The sequence below is a fragment of the Streptomyces sp. Go-475 genome (assembly GCF_003330845.1).
Taxonomy (GTDB): domain Bacteria; phylum Actinomycetota; class Actinomycetes; order Streptomycetales; family Streptomycetaceae; genus Streptomyces.
On the sequence record NZ_CP026121.1, the window covers coordinates 5,179,563 to 5,194,521 of the forward strand.

The following is a 14,959-nucleotide window of genomic DNA, read 5'->3' on the forward strand; positions in this document are numbered from 1 at the left end:
CACGGCATCATCCGACCCAGTGCGTCACCCGATCAGCAGCCCGGCGAAGAGGAGCGGTACGTGAGCGAGAGCAGTGCGGAGGTCGTCGCGGACGTCGCCTCCGCGGCCGTCGCGGCCTCCGCCGCGACGGCCGCGGGAGGCTGGCGCCGGGCGACCGGCATCGCCGGAGTCGCGATAGGCGTGGTGGCCGCGGGCGCGGCCGCCGGTGTCGCCCTGGAGCGGATGACCGTCGGCCGGGGCATGCGCCAGAAGGCCCGGCTCGCCCTGGACTCGGCGGGCCCCTACGGCTCGCTGCGCGGCATGCCCGGCAAGGCGTTCGCCGACGACGGCACGGAGCTGTACTACGAGGTCGACGACCTCGACCCGGAGGCCGCCCCGGCCATCGGCTCGCGCCGCCGGCGGCTCTTCGGCCGCAAGGCACCCGCGCCCGTCACGGTCGTCTTCAGCCACGGCTACTGCCTCAGCCAGGACTCCTGGCACTTCCAGCGGGCGGCCCTGCGGGGCGTCGTGCGGACCGTGCACTGGGACCAGCGCAGCCACGGCCGCTCCGGGCGGGGCGTCGCCCAGAACCGGGACGACGAGCCGGTCACCATCGAGCAACTGGGCCGCGACCTGAAGGCCGTCATCGACGCGGCCGTGCCCGAGGGGCCCATCGTGCTCGTGGGGCACTCCATGGGCGGCATGACGGTGATGGCGCTCGCCGACCAGTACCCCGAGCTGGTCCGCGAGCGGGTCGTCGGGGTCGCCTTCGTGGGGACGTCCTCGGGGCGGCTCGGCGAGGTCAACTACGGGCTGCCGGTCGCCGGTGTCAACGCGGTGCGGCGGGTGCTGCCCGGCGTGCTGAAGGCGCTGGGGCAGCGGGCCGAGCTGGTGGAGAAGGGCCGCCGGGCCACCGCGGACCTGTTCGCCGGGATCATCAAGCGGTACTCCTTCGCGTCCCGGGACGTCGACCCGGCCGTGGCCCGGTTCGCCGAGCGGATGATCGAGAGCACGCCGATCGACGTGGTCGCCGAGTACTACCCGGCGTTCAACGACCACGACAAGACCGAGGCGCTCGCGTACTTCGCGGACATGCCGGTCCTCGTCCTGGCCGGCGTGCAGGACCTGGTCACGCCCAGTGAGCACAGCGAGGCGATCGCCGATCTGCTGCCGGACGCGGAGCTGGTGCTGGTGCCGGACGCGGGGCACCTGGTGATGCTGGAACACCCGGAAGTGGTCACCGACCGGCTCGCCGACCTGCTCACCCGCACGGGTGCCGTGCCCGCAGGGGCTACCGTGAAGGGCTATGGAAGCAGCAGCACCGCACAACCCGGCTGAGCCCGGATCCGTCCAGATCGTCGTCACGTCCCCCGAGCAGATGCGGGAGCTGGGCCGCCGGCTCGCGAAACTGCTGCGCGCGGGCGACCTGGTGATGCTGAGCGGGGAGCTCGGCGCGGGCAAGACGACGCTGACGCGCGGCCTGGGCGAGGGGCTCGGCGTGCGCGGGGCCGTCACCTCGCCGACGTTCGTGATCGCCCGGGTGCACCCCTCGCTCGGTGACGGGCCGCCCTTGGTCCATGTCGACGCCTACCGGCTGTCCGGCGGGCTGGACGAGATGGAGGACCTCGATCTCGACGTCTCGCTGCCCGAGTCCGTGGTCGTCGTGGAGTGGGGCGAGGGCAAGGTCGAGGAGCTGACCGAGGAGCGGCTCCAGGTCGTCATCCACCGGGCGGTGGGCGACACGACCGACGAGGTCCGGCACATGACCGTCACCGGTCTGGGGGAACGCTGGGCCTCCGCGGACCTGAGCGTGCTCGCCGCCTGAGCCCTGCCGCCCGGGCGGGTGGCAACCGGTGCGGTCTTTTGATGAACGTTCCGACAAGACGTCGGCAAGATGTTGCGTTCGGTGTCGCGGGCGTGGTCACATGGTACCCAGTCCGTAGTTAGGTGTACCTAACTACGTCCGCCCCCGGCCTTTCAGGAGGCGTCCATGTCGGCTACAGAGAGCAAGGGGCAGCCGCTGTCGTTCGCGGTCGCCGGGGTGTCCATGCGGGACCTGCTGGCGGCGGGCGAGGCCGCGGCGCTGGTCTCCACGCCGCCGCGCGCTCCCGAGCCGGACCTCGCCGAACCGGACTTCGCCGGGCCGGTGGCGGACCACCGCGAGGCGGCCTAGCGGAGCGCCGGCGCACGACCGCGGAGCCGCTAGGGGGTGTCTGCCAGGTCCCGCCTGCCCCGCGACGCCCGGCACGCCCTCTCGCCGCACCGGGCGAACACCCGAGTACAACCAGTACGCGGGCGTCCGCCCGGATCGCCGAGAGAACGCTCCCCCAAGCTCTCGGCTTCGCTCGAGCAGGGGGACCCCATGACGCCGCGGGGCCCGCCCTCCGGGCGGACGACGGGACTTGGCGGACACCCCCTAGCGCACCACCACGACCTTGCGGCCGATCGTCGCGAACGTCCACATCGCGTCGCCGTCCGCCCGGGACTCGCGGATGCCGCCGGTGCGCACCTTCGGGTCGGGCGCGGCGGTCGAGCCGTCCACGGCCGCGCTGAAACCGATGACCACGCCGTCCACGCTGGCGAAGCGCACGACGTGCTCGACCGGGACGCCGTCGGAGCCGGTGACCGCGTTCGAGCGGGACGTGACCGTGTAGCTGCCCGGGGCCGGGTCCACCACGCTCGGGTCGACCTCGAACGTCCGGGTGACCGTCTCGTCCGCGCCGACCAGCCACACGCGGTCGCCGCGCAGCGAGTACACGACCCGCGCGCCCTTGCCGGACTCCGGGGGCAGCGCGGCGGGGTCCCGCTTCACCCGGGGCGCCTTCGGGGCGCCGACCGCCGGTGAGACGCCCGCCTGCGCCCGGCCGAGACCGGCCGGGACGGTCTCCGCGGCCCGGTGGGCGAGGTAGCCGACCGTCGCGAGGGCCGCGGCGGTGAGCCCGGCCACGATTCCCGAGCTGCTGACTGCCACCGGCACCCACCTCACGTCGTACGTCCGTGTCGTGACGGAAGGTGACGGTAGCAGCAGGTGACGGCCCGGCAGGTACGTCCGACACGGGCCCCGGGGAGCCGTAGGCTGTTTGCGTGCTCTTGCTCGCTCTGGATACCGCCACACCCGCTGTCACCGTCGCGCTGCACGACGGCGAGGACGTCATCGCCTCGTCGAGTCAGGTGGACGCCCGGCGGCACGGGGAACTGCTGCTGCCGGCGATCGACCGGGTCCTCGCCGAGGCGGGCCTGAGGCTGGACGCCGTCACGGACATCGTCGCCGGGATCGGCCCCGGCCCCTACACCGGGCTGCGGGTCGGCCTGATGACCGCGGACACCTTCGGGCTCGCGCTCGGCGTCCCCGTGCACGGCGTGTGCACGCTGGACGGCCTCGCCTACGCCGCCGACCTGGAGGGCCCGTTCGTCGTCGCCACCGACGCCCGCCGCAAGGAGGTGTACTGGGCCCGCTACGCCGACTCCCGCACCCGCCTCACCCACCCGGCCGTCGACCGGCCGGCCGACATCACCGAGCAGGTCGCGGGCCTGCCCGCGGTCGGCGCGGGCGCGCTGCTCTACCCGGACACCTTCCCCAAGGCGCACGAACCCGAGCACGTGTCCGCCGCCGCCCTGGCCCGCCTGGCCGCGGAGCGGCTGGCCGCAGGCGAGGAGCTGCCCGCGCCACGGCCGCTCTACCTGCGCCGCCCCGACGCCCAGGTCCCCAAGAACTACAAGGTGGTCACCCCCAAGTGACCGATGCCGTGACGTGCGTGCTGCGCGAGATGCGCTGGTGGGACATCGACCCCGTGCTGGAGCTGGAGCGGGACCTGTTCCCCGACGACGCCTGGTCGCGGGGCATGTTCTGGTCCGAGCTGGCCCACGCGCGCGGGCCCGAGGCCAACCGGCGGTACGTGGTCGCCGAGGCCGGCTCCCGGATCGTCGGGTACGCCGGTCTGGTCGCCTCCGGTGAGCAGGCCGACGTGCAGACCATCGCCGTCGCCCGCGACCTGTGGGGCACCGGCCTCGGCGCGCGGCTGCTCGCCGAACTGCTGCGCGCGGCCACCGCCTTCGAGTGCGCCGAGGTGATGCTGGAGTGCCGCGTGGACAACGTCCGCGCGCAGAAGCTGTACGAGCGGTTCGGCTTCGAGCCCATCGGTGTCCGGCGCGGCTACTACCAGCCGGGCAACGTGGACGCCCTGGTGATGCGCCTGACCGCCCCCGAGAACTCCGTACAAGGAACCGAGATCCATGGCTGACGAACCCCTCGTTCTGGGGATTGAGACCTCCTGCGACGAGACCGGCGTCGGCATCGTCCGGGGCACCACCCTGCTGGCCGACGCCGTCGCCTCCAGCGTCGACGAGCACGCCCGCTTCGGCGGCGTCGTCCCGGAGGTCGCGAGCCGCGCCCACCTGGAGGCGATGGTCCCGACCATCGACCGCGCCCTGAAGGAGGCGGGCGTCAGCGCCCGCGACCTCGACGGCGTCGCCGTCACGGCCGGTCCCGGACTCGCCGGTGCCCTGCTGGTCGGCGTCTCCGCCGCGAAGGCGTACGCGTACGCGCTGGGCAAGCCCCTCTACGGCGTGAACCACCTCGCCTCGCACATCTGCGTGGACCAGCTGGAGCACGGCCCGCTGCCCGAGCCGACGATGGCGCTGCTGGTCTCCGGCGGCCACTCCTCGCTGCTGCTGTCCTCGGACATCACCTCCGACGTCCGTCCGATGGGCGCCACCATCGACGACGCGGCCGGCGAGGCCTTCGACAAGATCGCCCGGGTGCTGAATCTCGGCTTCCCGGGCGGCCCGGTCATCGACCGGTACGCCAAGGAGGGCGACCCGGACGCGATCGCGTTCCCGCGCGGTCTGACCGGCCCGCGCGACCCCGCCTACGACTTCTCCTTCTCCGGGCTGAAGACGGCCGTGGCCCGCTGGATCGAGGCCAAGCGGGCGGCGGGCGAGGAGGTGCCGGTGCGGGACGTGGCGGCCTCCTTCCAGGAGGCGGTCGTGGACGTGCTGACCCGCAAGGCCGTCCGGGCCTGCAAGGACGAGGGCGTCGACCACCTGATGATCGGCGGCGGCGTGGCCGCCAACTCCCGGCTGCGCGCGCTCGCCCAGGAGCGCTGCGAGGCCGCCGGGATCCGGCTGCGGGTGCCGCGGCCCAAGCTGTGCACGGACAACGGCGCGATGGTCGCCGCGCTGGGCGCCGAGATGGTCGCGCGCAACCGGGCCGCGTCGAGCTGGGACCTGCCGGCGGACTCCTCGCTGCCGGTGACGGAACCGCACGTCCCGGGCCACGACCACGACCACGTGCACGAGGTCAGCAAGGAGAACCTGTACTCGTGACCGTCGCGCTGATGTGGGAGGCGCGGGCGGTGCCCGGCCGGGGCGAGGACCTGCTCGCCTGGGCCCGCGCCCAGGACCTCCCCGGTGAGCCGCTGCGCCGCGAGACCCTGCGCGCCCCGCAGGACCGGGTCCTCGTCATCACCTGGTGGGACGCCCCCTACGACGCCGAGCTGCCCGAACTGCCGGAGCCGGACGGGGAGCTGGTCACGCGGGCCGTGCACCGGTGGAGGTTCGAGTCGCTGGGCGTCGGCTGACCGCGTCCTACACTCCAGCACCTCGCTGGACCACTTGATCCGGGTCTGTCTTCAGGAGGGTGGTGCACCAGCCTGTCCACCGCCACCCCCTGAGGGGCACCCCTGAGGGGCACCCCTGAGGGTCACCCCGACACCTCCGCCTCGCACCGCAGCCGCCGGTCGCCCCCGGTGACCCGGACCGGGCCCGTGAGCGTGAGGTGCGCCGTGTGGCGTACGTCCGTGCTGGACGCGGCCAACCGTAGTTCCAGGGCGCCCGGTTCGACCACCTTGCGACCTGAACGGTCGGTGAACGCCGACAGGTCCGTGTGGAACCGGAACGTCACCCGGCTCGCCTCACCCGGTGCCAGCTCCACGCGCTGGTAGCCGATCAGCCGCACGTCGGGCCGGGTGACGGAGGCCACCGGGTCGTGCAGGTACAGCTGCACGACCTCCGCGCCCTCGCGGTCGCCCGTGTTGCGGACGGTCACCGAGACGTCGTACGAGCCGTCCGTGCCGATCTCCGCCGGCTCCTCGCCGCCCGTGCCGTCCTCCCACGCGAACGTCGTGTACGAGCGGCCGTGGCCGAAGGGGTAGAGCGGGGTCGGGTCGAGGTTGCTGACCTCGCCCGCGAGGCCGAGGGGCGGCTGGAGGTACGTCCAGGGCTGGCCGCCGGGCTCCCGCGGCACGCTCACCGGGAGGCGGCCGGAGGGGTTCACGCGGCCCGACAGCACTCCCGCGACCGCCGGGCCGCCCTCCTCCCCGGGGAAGAAGGCCTGGACGACCGCGCCCAGCCGGCCGTCCCACCGGCCGAGGGCGTACGGCCGGCCGGTCAGCAGCACCAGCACCACGGGCACGCCCGTCGCGACCAGCGCGTCCAGCAGCTCGCCCTGAACACCGGGCAGGGCGAGGTCGCTCGCGTCGCAGCCCTCGCCCGAGGTGCCGCGGCCGAACAGGCCCGCCCGGTCGCCGAGGACCGCCACGCACACGTCCGCCTCGGCGGTACGGGCGATGGCCTCCTCGAAGCCGGAGGTGTCCGGGTCCGTCACGTCGCAGCCCGGCGCGAACGTCACCTTGGCGTCGGGGAGTTCGGTGCGCAGGGCGTCCAGGACGGTCGGGATCTCGATGCCCGTCGGAACCCCGGGGTGGTGGGTGAGGACGTGGGACGGGAAGGAGTAGCAGCCCAGCATGGCCAGGGCGTCGGCCGCCCGCGGGCCGACCACCGCGATCCGGGTGTCGGGGGCCAGCGGGAGCAGGGCGTCGGGGTTGTCGAGCAGGACCACCGACTCCTCGGCCAGGCGGCGGGCCAGGATCCGGTTGCCCGTCGAGTCCAGTTCGACCGGGGCGGCCGGCTCCGGGCTCCAGTCCTCGTCGAGCAGGCCCAGCTCGCACTTCTGGAGCAGCACGCGGCGGGCCGCCCGGTCCACGAGTTCCTCGGGGACCTGCCCGGAGCGGACGGCGTCCAGCAGCGGCCGGCCGTAGCAGTTGGCCGTGGGCAGCTCGACGTCGATGCCGGCCGCGAGCGCCGCGTGGGCCGCCTCGGCCGGGGTGCCGGCGACGCGGTGCAGGGTGTGCAGGAAGCCGATGCCGAAGTAGTCGGAGACGACCGTGCCGGTGAAGCCCCACTCCTCGCGCAGGAGCCGGGTGAGCAGCTCGGGGTCGGCGGAGGCCGGGACGCCGTCCGTCTCGGTGTACGCGGCCATCACCGAGCGGGGCCCGGCCTCGCGCACCGCCATCTCGAACGGGGGCAGCGTGACGTCCGCGAACTCGCGCAGGCCGGCCCGTACGGGGGCGAGGTTGCGGGCGCCGGCCGAGGAGGCGTACCCGGCGAAGTGCTTGAGCGTGGCCACGATCCCGGCCGACTCCAGGCCCCGCACGTAGGCCGTGGCGATCGTGCCGACCAGATACGGGTCCTCGCCGATGGTCTCCTCCACCCGGCCCCAGCGCGGATCGCGCACGACGTCCAGGACCGGCGCGAGGCCCTGGTGGACGCCGACCGCGCGCAGGTCGTCGCCGATGCGGCGGGCCATCTCCTCGACCAGCGGGGGGTCCCAGGCGGCGCCCCAGGCCAGCGGGACCGGATAGGCCGTGGCCCGCCAGGCGGTGAACCCGGCCAGGCACTCCTCGTGCGCGATGGCCGGGATGCCGAAGCGGCCGGCCTCGGTGATACGGCGCTGGGCGCGGGCCAGTGCCTGCGCGCCCAGCGCCGGGTCCACGGGGGCGGTACCGAAGGAGCGCGTGAGCTGACCCAGGCCGTGGGTGATCAGCTCGGCCCATGCCTCGTCGGAGTGGTCGGCGGTCATGTCGTGCTGGTGCGGAGCGACTCCACCGCCGTCCGCCGAGGCGCCCACCCACACGCCGTACAGCTGGGCGGTCTTCTCCTCCAGGGTCATCCGGGAGAGCAGGTCGTCGACGCGGGCGACGGCGGGCAGGGCGGGGTCACGCCAGGGCGCGGTGGTCATGAAGCTCCTGTCGGGTGGACGGACGGCCCTCTCACGAACGGTGCTGACGAGCGCGTGAACCGTGCTGACGGCCGCTTCCCGCACCCGCTTCTACGAATGTTTCGATATACACGTCGAATGTTCCGGGAACCTATGGGGCCGGGAGGACTTCGTCAAGGGGGCCCGCAGGGATACGATCGCCGCCATGACATCCCCGGAGCCGGTTGAAAGCCGGACGCAAACCCGGACGCAGGGGCGCACCGCGCAGACGGCGACGCTCGCCGAGATCGCCCGCGAGGCCGGCGTGTCGGCGCCGACTGTTTCGAAGGTCCTCAACGGCCGGGCCGACGTCGCCCCCGCCACCCGGGCCCGCGTCGAGGAGCTGCTGCGCGCCCACGGCTACCGGCGCCGCCGCGCGGAGGCGACCCGCTCGCCGCTGATCGACCTGGTCTTCCACGAGCTGGAGAGCGCCTGGGCGCTGGAGGTGATCCGGGGCGTGGAGAACGTGGCCCGGGACGCCGGGCTGAGCGTCGTGCTGTCGGAGAGCGCCGGGCGCCTCACCCCCGGCCGGACCTGGGCCGACCAGGTGGCCGCGCGCCGCCCGCACGGCGTGGTCCTGGTCCTGTCGGGGCTCGACGAGTCGCAGCGCGCGCTGCTGACCAGCCGCTCCATCCCGTTCGTGGTGATGGACCCGGCCGGCGACCCGGGAGCCGACGTGCCGTCGATCGGCGCCACCAACTGGCAGGGCGGTCTTGCCGCCACCCGGCACCTGGTCGAGCTGGGGCACCGCAGGATCGGCGCGATCAGCGGGCCGTCGCAGATGATGTGCAGCCGCGCCCGGATCGACGGCTACCGGGCCGCGCTGGAGACGGCCGGGCTGCCGGTGGATCCCGCGCTGATCGCGGGCGGCGACTTCCACCACGAGGCCGGCTACCGGCTGGGCCTGGAGCTGCTGCGCCGCCCGGACCGGCCGACCGCCGTCTTCGCCGGGAACGACCTGCAGGCGCTCGGGCTGTACGAGGCCGCGCGCGAGCTGGGGCTGCGCATCCCCGAGGACCTGAGCGTGGTCGGCTTCGACGACCTGCCGGTGGCGCCCCTGGTCGGGCCGCCGCTGACGACCGTACGGCAGCCGCTGACCGAGATGGCCGAGGCGGCGGCCCGGCTGGTCCTGGACCTCGGGCGGGACGAGGACGCCCCGGCGGCGACCCGGGTGGAGCTGGCGACGAGCCTGGTGGTGCGCAGCAGTACGGCGGTCCCGGCCTGAAAGGCCAGTTGCTGTATTGACGGGTGATGCGGGCGCCTCCACACTGCACCGAAGCCAATCGGTTGCACCACCGAAACTTTCGGAGGCACCGCGATGAGATCGCTGAGATCGGGCTTGCTCACCACCCTGCTGGCCGGCGTCGTCACGGCCGGCTCCCTGCTGTTCACGGCCCCGGCCTCGCACGCCGCCGACGCCCCGCTGCGCGACCTCGCCGCGGCCAAGGGCAGGGCCATGGGCACGGCGGTCACCGGCTCCAAGCTCACCGGCACCTACGGCGAGATCGCCGGCCGCGAGTTCAACTGGCTCACCCCCGGCAACGCCATGAAGTGGGGCTCGGTGGAGCCGAGCCGGGGCGGCTACGACTGGGCCGAGGCCGACCGGATCGTGAACTTCGCCGAGGCCCACGACCAGCAGGTGCGCGGCCACACCCTGCTCTGGCACCAGCAGAACCCGGGCTGGCTGACGAACGGCAACTGGACCCGCGACCAGCTCAGCGCGATCGTCCAGGACCACATCGCGACCGAAGTCGGCCGCTACAAGGGCCGGCTGGCCGCCTGGGACGTGGTCAACGAGCCCTTCAACGAGGACGGCAGCTACCGCCAGACCCTCTTCTACAACACCCTCGGCCAGGACTACATCGCGCAGGCCCTCACCTGGGCCCGGGCCGCCGACCCGAGCGCCGAGCTGTACATCAACGACTACAACGTGGAGGGCGTCAACGCGAAGAGCACCGCCCTGTACAACCTGGTCAAGTCCCTCAAGGAGCGCGGGGTTCCGATCGACGGGGTCGGGCTGCAGGCCCATCTCATCGTCGGCCAGGTGCCCTCGACGATGCAGCAGAACATCCAGCGCTTCGCCGACCTCGGCGTGGACGTGGCCATCACGGAGCTGGACATCCGGATGCAGCTGCCGGCGACGCAGGCGAAGCTGACCCAGCAGGCCGCCGACTACAAGGCGGTCATGAACGCCTGTGTCGCGGTCGCGCGCTGCACCGGCGTCACCGTCTGGGGCTTCACCGACTCCGACTCCTGGATCCCGGACACCTTCCCCGGCCAGGGCGCGGCGACCCCGTACGACGAGAACTACCAGCCGAAACCGGCCTACCACGCCATCGCGGAAGCCCTCGGCGGGACGACGGCCCCACCGCCCACGGGCGCCTGCACGGCCGTCTACAGCGTCACCAGCCAGTGGAGCACCGGCTTCACGGGGCAGGTGCGGATCGCCTGCTCGGGGGCCTCGCTGTCGTCGTGGAAGGCGAACTGGACGTTCGGGGCCGGGCAGCGGATCACCCAGGCCTGGAACGCGAGCTGCACCCAGACCGGCGCGGCGGTGAGTTGCGCGAACGCCCCGTACAACGGGTCGGTGCCGGACGGCGGTTCGGTGACGTTCGGCTTCAACGGCTCGTGGAGCGGGAGCAACCCGGTGCCCACGGTGACCCTGGGGTAGCCGAGGCCGAGAAGTCTGAGAATTTCCGAAGAAAATCGGCCGGGGGACCCTGCTCGTAATAATTCGGACTTATGTTCCTGCCCGTGACGGGACGCGACGGGAACGGGGACGGGGGCAGGGAGGCGGGCCGGCGGTCGAGAGCGCTGCGGATCGCCGGCCTCGCCCTGGCGGCTGCCCTGGTGCTGGGCATCGGGGCGGCGGGCTGGGCCTACTGGCACCTGAACAGCAACATCACCGGCGTCGACATCGACAACGCGCTGGGCGACAACCGCCCGCCGAGGCCGCTGAGCGTGCCGTCGCCCTCGGCCGCGGCGCTGCCCAGTGGAGCCCTCAACATCCTGGTCCTGGGCTCGGACTCGCGCAGCGGCAAGGAGAACCAGCGGCTCGGCGGCGGCGACAGCGCCGGTGCCCGCTCCGACACGGCGATGGTCGTCCACCTCGACGCCGGGCGGACCAGCGCGACGGTGGTGAGCATCCCGCGCGACACCCTGGTCACCCGCCCGTCCTGCCCGCGCCCGTCCGGCGGGTCGACGGCGGTCGCCCACGACTCCATGTTCAACAGCGCGTACGCGGTGGGCGGACCGGTCTGCGCGGTGAAGACGGTCGAGTCGCTGACGAACGTCCGCATGGACCACTACCTGGAGATCGACTTCTCCGGTTTCGCCAAGCTGGTCGACGCCCTCGGCGGCGTCACCGTCACCACCGACGAGGACATCGACGACGAGGACAGCCATCTGCGCCTGAAGGCGGGCACCCACCACCTGGACGGCACCCAGGCCCTCGCCCTGGCCCGCACCCGGCACGGCATAGGCGACGGCAGCGACCTCGGCCGCATAGGGCTCCAGCAGAAGCTGGTGAAGGCCCTGCTGGAGCAGATCGCCTCCCAGGACCTGCTCACCGACCCGGCGAAGCTGTACCGGGTCGCGGACGCGGCGACCGCCGGCCTCACCACCGACACGGGCCTGGACTCCCTGAGCGAGCTGACCCGGCTCGGCCAGAGCCTGCGGGGACTGTCCGCGAGCAGCGTGCGGACGGTGACCATGCCGGTGGTGCGGGCGCCGTCGGACCCCAACCGGGTGGTGGCGGAACAGCCGGAGGCCCGGAGGCTGTGGGAGTCACTGCGCTGACCTGCGCGGACGCTCGCCGGGAAAAGTTTCCGAGAAAAATCCGGCGAGCGTGTCGATCCGGGGGTCTCCCGATCGACGCAGGGGTGAGAGCGGGGAGAAGCCCGCTCCGGAGAGCCCCGAGGAGTCACCATGCCGCGCTTTCTCACCCTGATCCGCGTCGACGAGAAGAACGCCCCCGCCGAGGGCCCGAGCCCCGAGCTCCAGGAGCGCATGGGCAAGTTGCTGGAGGAGATCACCAAGGCCGGGGTCATGCTCGACACGGCCGGGCTCACGCCGACCTCCGACGGCACGCGGGTGACCTGGGAGGGCGGTCAGCTGTCCGTCACCGACGGGCCGTTCACCGAGACCAAGGAGGTCATCGGCGGTTACTCGATCAGCCAGTGCAAGGACAAGGCCGAGGCGATCGAGTGGACCAAGCGGTTCCTGTCCCTGCACGAGGACTACTGGACGATCACCGCGGAGGTCCGGCAGATCGCCGAGGGCTGACCGGTCCTGCTTGGCGGGGCGGCGCCACGGGTGTCTGATGGTGGGCTGTGACACCGCAGCCCACCCCCGGACCCGGCGCCCCCCGGCCCGCCCGGGCCGTCGAGCCCCCGCAGGTTGTCGAGACCCCTCAGGCCGTCGAGACGGCCCAGGCCACCGTGACCTCTCAAGCCACCGAGACCGCCCGTGCCATCGAGACCGTCTTCCGCATGGAGTCGCCCCGGATCATCGCCGGTGTCACCCGGGTCGTCCGGGACGTCGGCATCGCCGAGGAACTCGCGCAGGACGCCCTCGTCGCCGCCCTGGAGCAGTGGCCCCGGGACGGGGTGCCCGACAACCCGGGTGCCTGGCTCATGGCCACCGCCCGGAACCGGGCCGTCGACCTGGTCCGCCGCCGCGAGAACTACGCCCGCAAGCTGGCGGAGATCGGCCGGGCCCTGCCGGACGCGGCCCCGCCGCAGGAGCCCGCCGACCCGGACGACATCGACGACGACCTGCTCCGCCTGGTCTTCACCGCCTGCCACCCGGTGCTGTCCACCGAGGCCCGTACCGCCCTCACCCTGCGTCTCCTCGGCGGCCTGAGCACGGCCGAGATCGCCCGCGCCTTCCTGGTCCCCGAGCCGACCGTCGCGCAGCGCATCGTCCGCGCGAAACGCACCCTGGCCACGAAGAACACCGCCTTCGAGGTGCCCTACGGCCCCGACCGCGAGGCCCGCCTCGGCTCGGTCCTCGACGTCATCTACCTCGTCTTCAACGAGGGTTACGCCGCCACGGCCGGCGACGACTGGCTCCGCCCGGGCCTGTGCGAGGACGCCCTGCGGCTGGCCCGGGTGCTCTCGGCCCTGATGCCCAAGGAGCCCGAGGTGCACGGCCTCACCGCGCTCCTGGAGTTCCAGGCGTCCCGCACGGCCGCCCGCACGGGCCCCTCCGGCGAACCGGTCCTCCTCAAGGACCAGAACCGCTCCCGCTGGAACCGCATGCTCATCGCCCGCGGCATCGCCGCACTGGGCCGGGCCGAGGCCACCGCCTCCGGCGCCCCGGGCCCGTACCTCCTCCAGGCCGCCATCGCCGCCTGCCACGCGCACGCGTACACGTACGAGGAGACCGACTGGTCCCGCATCGCCACCCTCTACGGCCTCCTGGCCGCCCGCTCCCCGTCCCCGGTCGTGGAACTGAACCGCGCGGTCGCCGTCTCCATGTCCGAAGGCCCGGGCCCGGCCCTGACGATCGTCGACGCCCTCACCGCCGAACCCGCCCTGCGCGACTACCACCTGCTCCCCAGCGTGCGCGGCGACCTCCTCGCCCGCCTCGGCCGCACGACGGAGGCCCGCGCGGAGTTCCGACGGGCGGCGTCGCTCACGAGGAACGAGCGGGAGCGGGGGCTGTTGCTGCGGCGGGCCGCGGAACAGCCCTGATCGTCAGGCCGGGTGCCCGACAACGTCAGGCCGGGTGCCCGACGAGCATCGCCGGTGCGCCCGCCACCCGGGTCAGGAACACCGTCGCCGCGTTCGGGCCCTGCGGCTTCACCTTCTTGCGCAGTTCCTCCGGCTCGACCGCCGAGCCCCGCTTCTTCACCGTCAGGGTGCCGACCTCCCGCTCCCGCAGCAGGGCCTTCAGCTTCTTGACGTTGAAGGGGAGGTGGTCGGTGATCTCGTAGGCCGTGGCGTACGGCGTCGGGCGCAGCGCGTCGGCCGTGACGTACGCGATGGTCGCGTCGAGCAGGCCGCCGTCGACCTGGTCGGCGACCTCGGAGACCAGGTGGGCGCGGATGACGGCGCCGTCGGGCTCGTAGAGGTAGCGGCCGGGCGGGCGGACGCCGGGGTCGGGCAGGGCGCGGGAGAGCAGGGTGCGGGGGCCGGGCAGCAGGGTGGCGCGTACGGCGCCCGGCTCGGTGCCGAACCACAGCACCGCCTCCTTCACGTCCCCGCCGTCGGAGATCCACTCGGCCTCGGCCTCCTCGGGGACCGCCTCGTGCGGGATGCCGGGGGCGATCTTCAGGGCGGCGGCGCGGGAGGCCCGGCGGGCGGCGGACACCGCCCAGGACAGCGGGGGCGAGTAGGCCTCCGGGTCGAAGATGCGGCCGCGGCCGCCGCGCCGGGCCGGGTCGACGAAGACGGCGTCGTAGCCGGCCGTGTCCACCTCCGTGACGTCCGCCTCCCGGACCTCGATCAGGTCCGCGAGCCCCAGCGCGTCGGCGTTCGCCCGGGCCGCCGCGGCCGTGAGCGGGTCCCGGTCCACGGCCAGTACCCGGATCCCGGCGCGGGCCAGCGCGATCGCGTCCCCGCCGATGCCGCTGCACAGGTCGGCGACCGAGGTCACGCCCAGCTCCGCCATCCGCCGGGCCCGGTAGGCGGCCACGCTCGCCCGGGTCGACTGCTCCACCCCGTTCGGCGTGAAGAACATCCGCCCCGCGTCCTCGGCCCCGAACTTCGCCGCCGCCCGCTGCCGCAGCCGGGCCTGGCCGAGCGCCGCCGACACCAGCTCGGCGGGGTGTTCCCGGCGCAGCCGGGTCGCGACGGCCAGCTCCCGCGCCGGGTCGGTGTCGCGCACCTCGTCGAGGAGGGCGCGGCCTGCTGGGGTGAGGAGGAGGGCGAGGTCGTTCACCGGTTCATTGTCGGCCACGGCGGCACGGGGGAGGCGTGTGGGCCAGTCGGTGGATGGTGG

15 protein-coding genes are annotated in these 14,959 nt (G+C 73.6%); 12 read left to right on the forward strand and 3 right to left on the reverse strand.

All coding sequences use genetic code 11. The features are described from left to right. Nucleotides 1-60: 60 nt before the first annotated feature. From C1703_RS24045 to C1703_RS24055, 3 genes are all read left to right on the forward strand, one after another. A complete protein-coding gene (locus C1703_RS24045; RefSeq protein ID WP_114254804.1) occupies nucleotides 61-1,317 on the forward strand; it encodes an alpha/beta hydrolase in 1,257 nt (418 codons plus the stop codon). Then, on the forward strand, nucleotides 1,286-1,804 hold the full coding sequence (gene tsaE, locus C1703_RS24050) for a tRNA (adenosine(37)-N6)-threonylcarbamoyltransferase complex ATPase subunit type 1 TsaE (protein ID WP_114254805.1): 519 nt from the start codon (nucleotides 1,286-1,288) through the stop codon (nucleotides 1,802-1,804). The genes C1703_RS24045 and tsaE overlap by 32 nt, the downstream gene beginning before the upstream one ends. A 165-nt stretch (nucleotides 1,805-1,969) precedes the next feature. Continuing rightward, on the forward strand, nucleotides 1,970-2,152 hold the full coding sequence (locus C1703_RS24055) for a hypothetical protein (protein ID WP_114254806.1): 183 nt from the start codon (nucleotides 1,970-1,972) through the stop codon (nucleotides 2,150-2,152). Between the two features lie 243 nt (nucleotides 2,153-2,395). Here the strand turns inward: C1703_RS24055 and C1703_RS24060 are convergent, their stop codons facing one another. Next, complete coding sequence (locus tag C1703_RS24060; protein ID WP_114254807.1) at nucleotides 2,396-2,950, reverse strand: hypothetical protein; 555 nt, start codon at nucleotides 2,948-2,950, stop codon at nucleotides 2,396-2,398. Between the two features lie 113 nt (nucleotides 2,951-3,063). On the opposite strand from C1703_RS24060, the gene tsaB reads away from it, so the two are divergent. Genes tsaB through C1703_RS24080 form a run of 4 tightly spaced genes read left to right on the forward strand, consistent with a single transcriptional unit; the run spans nucleotide 3,064 to nucleotide 5,558 of the window. Then, nucleotides 3,064-3,717, forward strand: a complete 654-nt coding sequence (tsaB, locus tag C1703_RS24065; RefSeq protein WP_114254808.1) for a tRNA (adenosine(37)-N6)-threonylcarbamoyltransferase complex dimerization subunit type 1 TsaB — start codon at nucleotides 3,064-3,066, stop codon at nucleotides 3,715-3,717. A 29-nt stretch (nucleotides 3,718-3,746) separates the two neighbouring features. After that, nucleotides 3,747-4,220, forward strand: coding sequence for a ribosomal protein S18-alanine N-acetyltransferase (rimI, locus tag C1703_RS24070; RefSeq protein ID WP_114257557.1), 474 nt, complete (start codon nucleotides 3,747-3,749; stop codon nucleotides 4,218-4,220). Then, complete coding sequence (tsaD, locus tag C1703_RS24075) at nucleotides 4,213-5,304, forward strand: tRNA (adenosine(37)-N6)-threonylcarbamoyltransferase complex transferase subunit TsaD (RefSeq protein WP_114254809.1); 1,092 nt, start codon at nucleotides 4,213-4,215, stop codon at nucleotides 5,302-5,304. Before rimI ends, tsaD begins: the two co-directional genes overlap by 8 nt. Then, nucleotides 5,301-5,558 carry a hypothetical protein gene (locus C1703_RS24080; RefSeq protein ID WP_114254810.1) on the forward strand — a complete coding sequence of 86 codons (258 nt, stop codon included), beginning with the start codon at nucleotides 5,301-5,303 and terminating at the stop codon, nucleotides 5,556-5,558. Before tsaD ends, C1703_RS24080 begins: the two co-directional genes overlap by 4 nt. 122 nt (nucleotides 5,559-5,680) lie before the next feature. Here the strand turns inward: C1703_RS24080 and C1703_RS24085 are convergent, their stop codons facing one another. Next, nucleotides 5,681-7,996 (reverse strand): glycoside hydrolase family 3 N-terminal domain-containing protein, encoded by a 2,316-nt coding sequence (locus C1703_RS24085; protein WP_114254811.1) that lies wholly within the window; start codon nucleotides 7,994-7,996, stop codon nucleotides 5,681-5,683. Nucleotides 7,997-8,180: 184 nt separating this feature from the next. On the opposite strand from C1703_RS24085, the gene C1703_RS24090 reads away from it, so the two are divergent. From C1703_RS24090 to C1703_RS24110, 5 genes are all read left to right on the forward strand, one after another. Then, nucleotides 8,181-9,239, forward strand: a complete 1,059-nt coding sequence (locus C1703_RS24090; protein WP_114254812.1) for a LacI family DNA-binding transcriptional regulator — start codon at nucleotides 8,181-8,183, stop codon at nucleotides 9,237-9,239. Nucleotides 9,240-9,332: 93 nt separating this feature from the next. Further along, the gene (locus C1703_RS24095) at nucleotides 9,333-10,685 is read left to right on the forward strand and encodes an endo-1,4-beta-xylanase (RefSeq protein WP_198678256.1); all 1,353 of its coding nucleotides are present in this window, start codon (nucleotides 9,333-9,335) and stop codon (nucleotides 10,683-10,685) included. A gap of 71 nt (nucleotides 10,686-10,756) precedes the next feature. After that, nucleotides 10,757-11,812, forward strand: coding sequence for an LCP family protein (locus tag C1703_RS24100; RefSeq protein WP_114254813.1), 1,056 nt, complete (start codon nucleotides 10,757-10,759; stop codon nucleotides 11,810-11,812). A 129-nt stretch (nucleotides 11,813-11,941) separates the two neighbouring features. Continuing rightward, the gene (locus C1703_RS24105; RefSeq protein ID WP_114254814.1) at nucleotides 11,942-12,298 is read left to right on the forward strand and encodes a YciI family protein; all 357 of its coding nucleotides are present in this window, start codon (nucleotides 11,942-11,944) and stop codon (nucleotides 12,296-12,298) included. Nucleotides 12,299-12,453: 155 nt separating this feature from the next. Then, nucleotides 12,454-13,710 (forward strand): RNA polymerase sigma factor, encoded by a 1,257-nt coding sequence (locus C1703_RS24110; protein WP_114257559.1) that lies wholly within the window; start codon nucleotides 12,454-12,456, stop codon nucleotides 13,708-13,710. Between the two features lie 25 nt (nucleotides 13,711-13,735). Here C1703_RS24110 and C1703_RS24115 read toward each other — a convergent pair whose 3' ends face one another. Continuing rightward, nucleotides 13,736-14,899, reverse strand: a complete 1,164-nt coding sequence (locus C1703_RS24115) for a class I SAM-dependent methyltransferase (protein WP_114254815.1) — start codon at nucleotides 14,897-14,899, stop codon at nucleotides 13,736-13,738. Between the last annotated feature and the right edge of the window lie 60 nt (nucleotides 14,900-14,959).

What these genes read in the sequence shown, in the direction of transcription:
- tsaE (WP_114254805.1), top strand. Translation starts at nt 1,286, where the DNA reads ATGGAAGCAGCAGCACCGCACAACCCGGCTGAGCCCGGATCCGTCCAG.
- C1703_RS24055 (WP_114254806.1), top strand. Translation starts at nt 1,970, where the DNA reads ATGTCGGCTACAGAGAGCAAGGGGCAGCCGCTGTCGTTCGCGGTCGCC.
- rimI (WP_114257557.1), top strand. Translation starts at nt 3,747, where the DNA reads ATGCGCTGGTGGGACATCGACCCCGTGCTGGAGCTGGAGCGGGACCTG.
- tsaD (WP_114254809.1), top strand. Translation starts at nt 4,213, where the DNA reads ATGGCTGACGAACCCCTCGTTCTGGGGATTGAGACCTCCTGCGACGAG.
- C1703_RS24085 (WP_114254811.1), bottom strand. Translation starts at nt 7,996, where the DNA reads ATGACCACCGCGCCCTGGCGTGACCCCGCCCTGCCCGCCGTCGCCCGC.
- C1703_RS24090 (WP_114254812.1), top strand. Translation starts at nt 8,181, where the DNA reads ATGACATCCCCGGAGCCGGTTGAAAGCCGGACGCAAACCCGGACGCAG.
- C1703_RS24095 (WP_198678256.1), top strand. Translation starts at nt 9,333, where the DNA reads ATGAGATCGCTGAGATCGGGCTTGCTCACCACCCTGCTGGCCGGCGTC.
- C1703_RS24100 (WP_114254813.1), top strand. Translation starts at nt 10,757, where the DNA reads ATGTTCCTGCCCGTGACGGGACGCGACGGGAACGGGGACGGGGGCAGG.
- C1703_RS24105 (WP_114254814.1), top strand. Translation starts at nt 11,942, where the DNA reads ATGCCGCGCTTTCTCACCCTGATCCGCGTCGACGAGAAGAACGCCCCC.